The sequence below is a fragment of the Psychrobacter sp. T6-4 genome (assembly GCF_052258425.1).
Taxonomy (GTDB): domain Bacteria; phylum Pseudomonadota; class Gammaproteobacteria; order Pseudomonadales; family Moraxellaceae; genus Psychrobacter.
The window spans coordinates 169,602-179,248 of sequence record NZ_JBQQEZ010000006.1 but is presented as its reverse complement, the minus strand read 5'-3'; the positions used below and the strand labels follow the sequence as shown (position 1 = coordinate 179,248).

7 protein-coding genes and 3 tRNA genes are annotated in these 9,647 nt (G+C 45.0%); 7 read left to right on the top strand and 3 right to left on the bottom strand.

Going from position 1 to position 9,647, the window contains the following annotated elements; genetic code table 11:
- Positions 1–134: 134 nt before the first annotated feature.
- Positions 135–1,535: a WS/DGAT/MGAT family O-acyltransferase gene (locus ACTXGE_RS06225; protein WP_443542359.1), complete on the bottom strand. Its 1,401-nt coding sequence runs from the start codon at positions 1,533–1,535 to the stop codon at positions 135–137.
- A gap of 277 nt (positions 1,536–1,812) precedes the next feature.
- On the opposite strand from ACTXGE_RS06225, the gene gspE reads away from it, so the two are divergent.
- On the top strand, positions 1,813–3,345 hold the full coding sequence (gspE, locus tag ACTXGE_RS06220; protein ID WP_443542361.1) for a type II secretion system ATPase GspE: 1,533 nt from the start codon (positions 1,813–1,815) through the stop codon (positions 3,343–3,345).
- A 150-nt stretch (positions 3,346–3,495) separates the two neighbouring features.
- Here gspE and ACTXGE_RS06215 read toward each other — a convergent pair whose 3' ends face one another.
- Together ACTXGE_RS06215 and ACTXGE_RS06210 are read right to left on the bottom strand one after the other, a co-directional pair.
- Positions 3,496–3,981 (bottom strand): RidA family protein, encoded by a 486-nt coding sequence (locus tag ACTXGE_RS06215; protein WP_443542363.1) that lies wholly within the window; start codon positions 3,979–3,981, stop codon positions 3,496–3,498.
- Positions 3,982–4,040: 59 nt separating this feature from the next.
- Complete coding sequence (locus ACTXGE_RS06210; protein WP_443542365.1) at positions 4,041–4,742, bottom strand: DUF4442 domain-containing protein; 702 nt, start codon at positions 4,740–4,742, stop codon at positions 4,041–4,043.
- Positions 4,743–4,932: 190 nt separating this feature from the next.
- Here ACTXGE_RS06210 and ACTXGE_RS06205 point away from each other — a divergent pair, with 190 nt between their 5' ends.
- The 6 genes from ACTXGE_RS06205 (at position 4,933) to ACTXGE_RS06180 (ending at position 9,547) form a co-directional block, all read left to right on the top strand.
- Positions 4,933–6,297 carry an McrB family protein gene (locus tag ACTXGE_RS06205; RefSeq protein WP_443560291.1) on the top strand — a complete coding sequence of 455 codons (1,365 nt, stop codon included), beginning with the start codon at positions 4,933–4,935 and terminating at the stop codon, positions 6,295–6,297.
- Positions 6,298–6,334: 37 nt separating this feature from the next.
- The gene (locus ACTXGE_RS06200) at positions 6,335–7,687 is read left to right on the top strand and encodes an McrC family protein (protein ID WP_443542369.1); all 1,353 of its coding nucleotides are present in this window, start codon (positions 6,335–6,337) and stop codon (positions 7,685–7,687) included.
- A 240-nt stretch (positions 7,688–7,927) separates the two neighbouring features.
- Positions 7,928–8,004 (top strand) — tRNA-Pro (locus tag ACTXGE_RS06195).
- Between the two features lie 84 nt (positions 8,005–8,088).
- Positions 8,089–8,165: transfer RNA gene (locus tag ACTXGE_RS06190), tRNA-Arg, on the top strand.
- 40 nt (positions 8,166–8,205) lie between these two features.
- Positions 8,206–8,281: transfer RNA gene (locus ACTXGE_RS06185), tRNA-His, on the top strand.
- A 324-nt stretch (positions 8,282–8,605) separates the two neighbouring features.
- A complete protein-coding gene (locus tag ACTXGE_RS06180) occupies positions 8,606–9,547 on the top strand; it encodes an AraC family transcriptional regulator (protein ID WP_443542370.1) in 942 nt (313 codons plus the stop codon).
- Positions 9,548–9,647 lie beyond the last annotated feature (100 nt).

Genomic DNA, 9,647 nt, shown 5'->3' with positions numbered 1-9,647 from the left:
CTTTGATCTTAAAGTCTAGATCGTAACGCATAAAATAACCCCCATAAGTGGTGTCCAACTTATGGGGGTCAGTTCATATAAGAGCCGCTTTTTTGGTTTTAGGCATTTAGATTTTCAAACAATATCTCATGCATTTAGACCTTATATTCTAACGCACTTAAACGTTTATCTTCACTGACTTGCTCCAAAATCGTCAGCTCTTCTTCAATTAAGGTGAGCATATCTTGTACATGTGGTAAGCGCTTGCTACAGGCAGTAATGCAGAACTCGATTCTATCGAGGTAGCTTGCAAGCGTAATATTCAGCGCTTGCCCATTGACCAAGATTGACGCCGGATACAGAGCTTTTAGCAAAGCGCCATTCCAATAGAGCTCTTTTTTGGAACCTGGTACGTTAGAGATAATCAGGTTAAAGGCTTGTTTTTTGGGGAATAAACCTGTGAGGGTGTTCAGCCCCTGCCAAGCATAGGCAATGGCGCTGTAGTTGATGACCTGCGCCTTATTCATACGACGAAAGCGGCGCTTGCCACTGTTCATACTGTCATGAATCAGTTGTAAGCGTTTGGCAGGGTCTTCTAAATGAGTACCTAGGTTTGCCATCAAAAACGATATTTGGTTGCCAGAGGCACTCTCATCTCCGCGCAGTGACATCGGCACAAAGGCGATCAAAGGTTTTTTCGGTAGTGCTTTTAGATCGAGTAAATAACGTCTGAGCGCACCTGAGCAAACTGCAAGCACCACATCATTAACGCTGATATCAAATTGCTCAGCTATAGTCTCAAAGCGGCGTATATCATAAGACTGCGCTGCAATACGGCGCGAGGCTGAGATACGTTGGTTAAGAATGCTCTTTGGCGCGTCAAAAGTGCCGACATAATCCTCATCACCGCTGTGCTTAAAATTGTCCATAAGCTCTGTAAATACAGGCTTGATGGTTGATAGCTGCTCTTTGATTATGCGCCTAGTTGAGGGCACCTCTGAGATGAGCTTATCTTTATCATTGCTGCGCGTAACCATCGACCATATAGGCAAAGATACTGGGTCATTTGGTGATTGAGACAAGGTCTTTTGCACAATGCGCATCGCTGCAATACCATCAACCAATGAGTGGTGAATCTTGATGTATAAAGCAAAACGGCCAGGCTGTCCTTCAGACTCAGGCAAAATACCTTCGATTACATGACATTCCCAAAGCGGCATGGCGCGATCAAGTAAGCGGCTATGCTCTTTTGAAACGTACATAAGTAGCTCGCGGACGCGGCCAGGGCTTGGTAGAGCAACGTGACGAAAATGATGCTCGACATCGAACTCATCATCCTCTTTCCAAAACAGCAAGTTCTCTAGTACCTGATTAAAAGGAAAGCTTGGCGGGACGGTTGAGGTTTGCATTTGCTGCACAAGGTTATAGACAAAGTCACTGTCTGAGTCTTGCTCATCCTCTGGCAATTCAAATAAAAATAAACCACCGACATGCATCGGCTGTCGGCGCGACTCTAAAAGTAAAAACAACTGGTCGACGGCTGTCATTAGTCGCATGATAAATCCTTTTATGGCGATAGGTAATAGGCTATAGCGTTATGATAACTATAGCGTAAAAATAGTCAAACGGGTATAGATAAAAAAGTAGCTAAGGGTCACACATCGTTGCTTAAAAAGTAATAGTGACACGATAAATATCGGCTTTTGCTATGATTAAGCGCAGCTTAAAACAAAATGCTATTATAACAAACTTGCAAGCACGTACCGCTGGTAATTATTTACTTATGCGTTTTATCTTTGCTTTGATTTTTACTCTTATTATCAGGTCGTTTTTATGATGCAGCTGCCATACAGTTTTGCCAAACGTCATCAGCTTTTGATCATGCTAGCCATTGATCCTCAGTTACCGCCAACTTTGGTACTGACCAAAGCTACGCCTTTGTCTGCGATTAATGAAGCCATGCGTTTTTTGCAGCAGCAGGGCGTGCGTAGCATACCGACTTACGAGAGTATCGATAGCGACAACTTTGAAAAAAGACTCAATGCGGTTTATGCCAATAATACTGGTGAATCACAGCACATCGCCGCAGGTTTGGAGGATCATCCTGATCTTGATAGCTTGGCTGATAGCGTCCCTGAAACCGAAGATTTGATGGACTCTCAAGACGATGCACCGATCATTCGCCTGATTAACGCACTGCTTTCTGAAGCCATTCGCTTGAGCGCCTCAGACATTCATATCGAAACCTTTGAGAAGCGCTTGGTCGTTCGTTTTCGCGTCGATGGCGAGCTCAAAGAGATTATTACCCCAAAACGGCAATTAGCGCCGCTTTTAGTCTCACGTATCAAGGTTATGGCCAAGCTTGATATCGCCGAAAAACGGGTGCCGCAAGATGGTCGTATTAGCTTGCGCTTAGCAGGACGCGAGGTCGATGTGCGGGTATCCACCCTGCCATCAAGCTTTGGTGAGCGCGTGGTCATGCGTCTGCTTGATAAGCAAGCAGGACGATTAAACATGACCTATCTGGGGCTCTCAGATAATGACTACAGCGAGCTTAAACGGCTGATTCATCGCCCGCACGGTATTATCCTCGTCACAGGACCGACCGGTTCGGGTAAGACAACGACGCTATATTCAGCGCTCACTGATCTAAACGATCAGACGCGTAATATCTTGACCGCAGAGGATCCTATTGAGTTTCAATTGGACGGTATTGGGCAGACGCAGGTCAATAGCAAAGTCGATATGACCTTTGCCAAAAGCCTGCGGGCGATGCTACGCCAAGATCCTGATGTGGTGATGGTCGGTGAGATCCGTGATATTGAGACCGCTGAGATTGCGGTACAAGCATCACTTACGGGGCATTTGGTGCTCTCAACTCTGCATACCAATACCGCGATTGGCGCGGTCACGCGTTTGCAAGACATGGGCGTTGAGCCGTTCTTATTATCATCATCTTTAATTGGCGTAGTGGCACAGCGCCTGGTTCGTACGTTATGCACCCACTGTCATACATGGCAGGCAGCTGACAGTGAGCAGGCCAAACTCTTTAATGAGATTGACATAAGTTTAAGCGTGCCTGATGGCGTCATTAGCTTACCAAAACCTGTTGGCTGTGATAAATGCAATCAGTCTGGCTTTAAGGGACGTACCGCGATATATGAAGTGGTGCCTGTCGATGATGCACTACGCCGAATGATCCATAGCAATACTGCAGAGTATGCGCTGGAGTCTTACGCCCGCCTGCAAACGCCATCGATCCGCGCAGATGGTTTGCACAAAGTAATAGCAGGGCGGACAACGTTAGAGGAGGTATTGCGAGTGACCAAAGAGAGTGCATCTACTGATGAGGGTTTGTTGGTATAAAATAAGCAGGCAAACGCGCCCATCTATTCAGCGCGTTTTATAATTTTGCCAAGTAGCTTATATTATTTGCTTGATTTGGACTGCTTAACTTAAAGTACCTAGCTATAGAGCTATAGAGCTATAGAGCTATAGAGCTATAGAGCTATAGAGCTATTTTGCAGCGATACATTCGATCTCAACACTAGCGCCTGCTGCTAGATCCGCTACGCCAAAAGCGGAGCGCGTAGGATAAGGTTTGGCAAGCTCAGCTTTATATACCTCATTAAAATCAGCAAAATCATCCATATCTGTGAGCATAGCTAGACACTTAACGATATCTGATTTTTGATAGCCATACGTTAGCAAGGTCGTGTTGATATTGTTCAAGGCTTGCTTGGTCTCAGCTTTGATACCGCCTTTGACCAGCTGACCGTCTTTAAAGCCGATCTGACCTGACATGTACAAAGTATCGCCAATGCGTACTGCACTAGAAAAAGGATACTCACCGCCATCACCTAAAAAGACTGGCGCAGTTTTGCTCATCGTCGTCGTTGGTGCAGCTTGAGCTGTCAGCACAACGCTCAATGGACCGAGCGAGCAGGCACCTATAAGTACGGCTTTAGATAGTATTTTAAATAGATTATTATGACTAATCATAGTGATCTCCTTTATTGTAAATATGAGTATTATACTTATGAGTATGATACTAGGGGGTGTTATTCATCCTCTGTCGCTTTGATTGTATCAGTGGCTTGCTTATCTTGATCAGTATCTGATAGGTTATCGCCCTTACCTTGGCGACGCGCTTCTAACTCGGATTTGGGTATCCACGCCCACATCATCTCAACGGTGATAGGGTCGCGGCTACTCGCAGACTCGCGGTCTTCGATAACACAAGGAATGATCATCTCGCCTTTGGGCGTGTCCAAGATATGTTGGCGCTGCTCATCGGATAGGCTCGCTACCGCTGCAATTTGACCTTTTTTGATAGGGCGATAAAAATTTACAGAATAAGATTTTATTAATAATATACGATCAGAGGGCAGGTTTAATCCCAAAATAAACCCAGTGGCTGTCTCAGCAAGTAAAGTAATCGCCACCGCATGGATAGAGCCGATATGGTTTTGTACTGCCTTGTCATTGTCCAAACTGACAACCACTTGATTGGGTTCGACCGTCTCATAACAGATACCTGTCGTACCGACATAGGGTACCACTTTACCAAAAGCTTTTGATAAAATCTTGGAGCGCGCGGTAGCTGGCAAGTATTTGGTAATAGACAACAGTTTAGTGAATTGATTGTTAATAGGCTTTAAAGTGCTGCTAGGCTTGTCCTCTTGCATGCGGCTAGTATCAGATGTTTTGGTGGGTAATTTATCGATAAGCTTGTTAGGAAGCTTTTTAAATAATCCTGACATACAAGATCCCTTAAATTGAACATAATAATAGTAGCGGTAGCTTAGCAAATATAGCGAGCTCAAAGCTGGCAATACCCTGCTAAGATGATAGTGATAATAGTACCTCAATCGCTATACCTGTGTCATTTTTACCATGAACTTAAGCGCTCATAAAGTCGCTATCAACGTAATTTATCTATTGGAGCCTGATTTGCCAACCCATAAGCCTAACAACATTATTTATACTGGCGTTGCAGGTACTGGCAAAACTCATCGTTTGCTACAAATCGCCGAGCAATACACCGACTATTTGCCTCCTTCAGATAGCGACTGTCTGCTTGATCATTTATTACAAGATCGCAGCTGGCGTGAAATTATTTGTCTTGTGTTTTTGGATTTAAAGCACAAAGGACAGGATTTGGTTAAGGTGCCTGAGCTTGTCGCGCACACGTTTTTTTTGGCAAAAGCGGCACAAAACGCGCGCGGCAAACACCTAAATAGCACGGCATGGTCTGTGCTACAAATGCACAGCCCAGTAGAGTCGCAGACGGTAAATTGTGATAATAGAGCAGGGCAGGCGTATTTTGATAAAGACGCGAGCGGCGCTTGGTATCTATTGCCACAGAGCCAAGAGTCACTCGCTGTACTAGGTGAGCAGTTGGCAGAGTATCAGCAAGCTTGCGCTGATAATCGCTCAAGCAATAATAGGGTGCACCAGCAGCGCTACACTATGGTCAGCTTTCATCAAGCTTACGGTTATGAGGAATTTGTAGAGGGCATAAGACCTGTCATTGGCGCTAACAAGCAGGCTTATGATATTCAAGATGGGGCATTTTTAAAGTTATGTCAGCGCGCCCTGCGTGACCCCAATCAGCGCTACGCTATGTTGATCGATGAGATCAATCGCGCTAATGTCTCACGCGTATTTGGTGAGCTGCTCAGCCTCATCGAACCTGATAAGCGTCTTGGGATGCCAAATGTGATGAGGGTCAATCTGGCCTATTCAGGGCGCGTGTTTGGCGTGCCTGCCAATGTCGATATTTATGCGACGATGAACACTCAAGACCACTCACTTGCCCCGCTCGATATGGCGCTACGTCGGCGCTTTCATTTTACTGATTGTCCGCCGCAGCCTGAGCTGTTATCGGTTATTCATGCTGATAATGATAGCAGGGCTGCGATAGATTTAGGGCAGTTATTGACAGGTTTAAATACCCGCATTATTCAAACACTAGGCGCTGAAGCGCAGCTGGGCCATGCTTTTTTGTGGTCTACTGCAACTTTTGAGCATTTGCAAGAGGCTTTGGTGCAGCAGATTATTCCGCAGTTGGCGCAAGCGGCCGGTAATCAGTCCACTATCTTGCACTATATCTTCAAAGATGAGTCGCAGCCATTAGCGGCGCAGTTTGTTCAAGATAGCCAGTCATTCATACCCAGCCAGCATCTGCCAAGTGCTGCCAATCAAAACGCATTTTTGGGGCAGTCTATGGGCACAAGTAGCTATAGAATAAACCCTGACCTTGTCGCACAAAAGGGTGAATTTACAAGCGCCGATATTTATCAGCGCTTGTATTAACCACACAGATTGATATTTACAGTGATTGATGTTCACGATGAATAATATTACCACGATGACCGTTTTTGAGCATCAGCGTTTAACAGCGCGTGACTTTGCGTGGACGACAGATTTTGATTGGTTGCTCGGTGAAGAGCTAACGGTGTTTACTATCAAGCGCAAACAGGGACAATGGCAGCTCAAAGTTGGGCATTATATCGGTATTATCTTGTTGCCAAGCGGGAGTATGCTGGAGATTTTACCTAAACCTATTCACATAGACGATGAGAGCGCAAGCAGTACAGATCATAGCCTTGAGCAGACGCGGCGCTGGGTGCACAATATGCTCGCCGCTCTAAGCCCTTCGTCAATTAGTAGCAAAAACTTTGGTCATATCAGCACCTATGTAGCACCTATATCAGACTATGTGCCGCCAGCAAAGCCTCCGTTATCAGAATGGTTAATCGCGCAGTTTGTTCAATATTTATCGCAATATCGGCCTAGTAGTCGTTATCAGCCGCAAACTCGTAATGATACGGTGATGCAAGGCAAGCTCATTATCAAAGAGCAGCTTAAACGTAATCGTCATCAGCCGCACAAGTTTGTCTGCGAGATAAGCCAATTAAATCAAGAGATTATCGCCAATCGCTTAATCAAAAGTGCGCTTATACTACTTGCGCCTTTGTTAGATCAGCAAGTTTGGGCCTTACTACCTTGGCAAGCTATAACCGCACTCAATCATCAAGAGCGGCGTCAGTTAGAGGCAGTATATCAGCAAGCAAAATATCAGCTTACCAGTCAACCGCTAAGCCTGCATCAACGCCGCGGAGCCGAGCAGCTGCTAGATTTGGCATATTGGCTGCTTAAACAGTCAAACATTGAGGCAGGTCATGGCCTTAATGTACAACCTGTGTCAGCGCCAAAGATGCGCTTGTGCGTTCTTTTGAATATGAATCAAATGTTTGAGCAGTGGGCGAGTATAAGTATCGCAGCTACCCTTAAAACTATCGACTCAGATTATCAGCCCCTGTACCAAGCACAAAGTATTTGGCTTAGTGACGACACTGGACAGACGCAGCTCTCTATGCGTCCAGATCTGTTAATCCTTCATCACAAATCACCACTGTCCACTAGTACACAAACCAATTACAGCCACGTCATCGATATAAAATGGAAGTCGCTCACGCAAGCAGGTGCGATCACCTCTAGTGACGCCTATCAGCTCAGTAGTTACGCGCAGGCTTATCAAGCTGAGCACGTATGGCTGGTATATCCTGTCCTAAATAGTCGTCGGCCTGTTGCCCTCAAGCCGCAAGGGAATATAGCACTGAGTCAACCGAGTGCATCGCCGCGTAAGCTATGGCTGATGCCATTTAATGTGTTAGAGGGTACGCTTAACCTTAATACTTAACGTAAACGCTGGCAATAAAGCGCATACCACATCCATAATCAATGAGTGCCATCGATAAGTATTATTCTATAGGTTAACAAGACGCCAAGCCCCTATTTATAAAATACTTATAAATAGGTGTTGACACTATCCGCCTTAGCGCTTAATATATGCACCTCGATAGCGATGATCATTAATGAGTTAGCAGCTTTGCTGGTAGTGCATTAAAGAGAGTCTTATCGTAGCAAAGATAGAGTTTATCGGAGTGTGGCGCAGTTTGGTAGCGCATCTGGTTTGGGACCAGAGGGTCGTAGGTTCGAATCCTATCACTCCGACCATCTATTTTGAGAGCCTTACAGGCTTTTTTTTATGTATAATGGTTTAGTTACTTACAAACCTAAGTAGATAAAAAGCCCTTAAGAGCGCCTGTAGCTCAGCTGGATAGAGCATCTCCCTTCTAAGGAGGTGGCCGCAGGTTCGAATCCTGCCAGGCGCACCATTTAGCCTGCAAATCTTGCCTATCATAGGCATCAGTTATGGCGGTTGTAGCTCAGTTGGTAGAGCCCCGGGTTGTGATCCTGGTGGTCGTGGGTTCGAGTCCCATCAGTCGCCCCAATTATCTCTGTACTATCCTCTTCAAATAATGCTTAAAACGCTTGCCTCTTGTGGCAATTTTTTGCGTCTGCTTTTTATTCCCTCCTTAGTATTTGATATCGTTTTTGTAGCACTCTTTTAATGCTAAGCTTTATGGCGCAAGGTGCAAAACTACTTTCTTCTTAAACAATATTTTTAGTCAGCTAAGATAAAGTGATTATGTGCTCAACGTATTTATATTTTTAGTCTCTATCCACTCGAATTGATTTATATGGTTTAATATCAGCTCGTTGGTTATCTTAATGGGCTTATTTACTAACTGCTGAACCACTAAGGGATAAATAGATGGACGCACTCAGTGTGTTGTTACAAAATGTGCATTTGTTTGAAACTAAATATTATCGCCTCAATGGCACGGGTGACTGGTCCTTTTCTATGGATAGACAGGACTGTATCTTGTTCTACGTTGTGCTATCAGGTAGTTTTTGTATTGATGTCGGAGACGAGATTCGACAGGCAAAAACTGGCGATACGATCATGCTATCAAACTCTCATCATCATAGAAGCTATGCTGTTAACCATAACGGTAATTCGGCAACGTCATTAGATGATAGGCTCGCTAATTGTATCAATAACACACTTGATCTCGATAGTGGCGGCGATGCCAACGTCTCTGTGATCTTGATTGAATGCAAGTACGATAAAGAGATGGTACGTCCGATACTCTCTGTATTGCCCTCTATATTGCCAGAGCTCAACGCAAGCTCTGATGCTAGGTTTGAAGTCGTCGATGTCGAGATTAGACTGCTGACTTTAGAATCACAGCGCGAGCGTATGGGCAAAACAGCCGTTATCAATCATTGGGCGAGCATTATGATGATTGAATGTCTGCGCACTTATATAGAGAGCCTACCCGAGGCGACCGACAGTTGGCTTGGGGCTATGAAAGATCCGTTTTTGACTAAAGCGTTAACCGTTATGCATGACGCGCCAGATTACAATTGGACTATCCATGGCCTCGCTGAAGTGGCGGGTATGTCGCGCTCAAGTTTTGCTCAGCGCTTCAAAGACGTCGTAGGCATGCCGCCTTTGACTTATCTAACAGATTATCGTCTACGTTTGGCGGCGCGCTATTTGCGCCTGCAACAACACAGTATTAGCCGCATCGGCGAGCTGGTAGGCTACGCGTCGGACTCCACCTTTAGTCAAGCGTTCAAGCGCATTTATGGGATATCACCAAAGGCTTATCGTCAGGAACACTTTAGAAAACTAATTAATAAGAGTTAAGCAGACACGAACAAGAATGCCAAGATAGATTATCTTGGCATTCTTGTTTGTGTCTTTAGATAGTGACACTCAAAACGCTTGCCGCTTTGATATTAGACTA

What these genes read in the sequence shown, in the direction of transcription:
- ACTXGE_RS06180 (WP_443542370.1), top strand. Translation starts at nt 8,606, where the DNA reads ATGGACGCACTCAGTGTGTTGTTACAAAATGTGCATTTGTTTGAAACT.
- ACTXGE_RS06200 (WP_443542369.1), top strand. Translation starts at nt 6,335, where the DNA reads ATGAATAATATTACCACGATGACCGTTTTTGAGCATCAGCGTTTAACA.
- gspE (WP_443542361.1), top strand. Translation starts at nt 1,813, where the DNA reads ATGATGCAGCTGCCATACAGTTTTGCCAAACGTCATCAGCTTTTGATC.
- ACTXGE_RS06210 (WP_443542365.1), bottom strand. Translation starts at nt 4,742, where the DNA reads ATGTCAGGATTATTTAAAAAGCTTCCTAACAAGCTTATCGATAAATTA.
- ACTXGE_RS06225 (WP_443542359.1), bottom strand. Translation starts at nt 1,535, where the DNA reads ATGCGACTAATGACAGCCGTCGACCAGTTGTTTTTACTTTTAGAGTCG.
- ACTXGE_RS06215 (WP_443542363.1), bottom strand. Translation starts at nt 3,981, where the DNA reads ATGATTAGTCATAATAATCTATTTAAAATACTATCTAAAGCCGTACTT.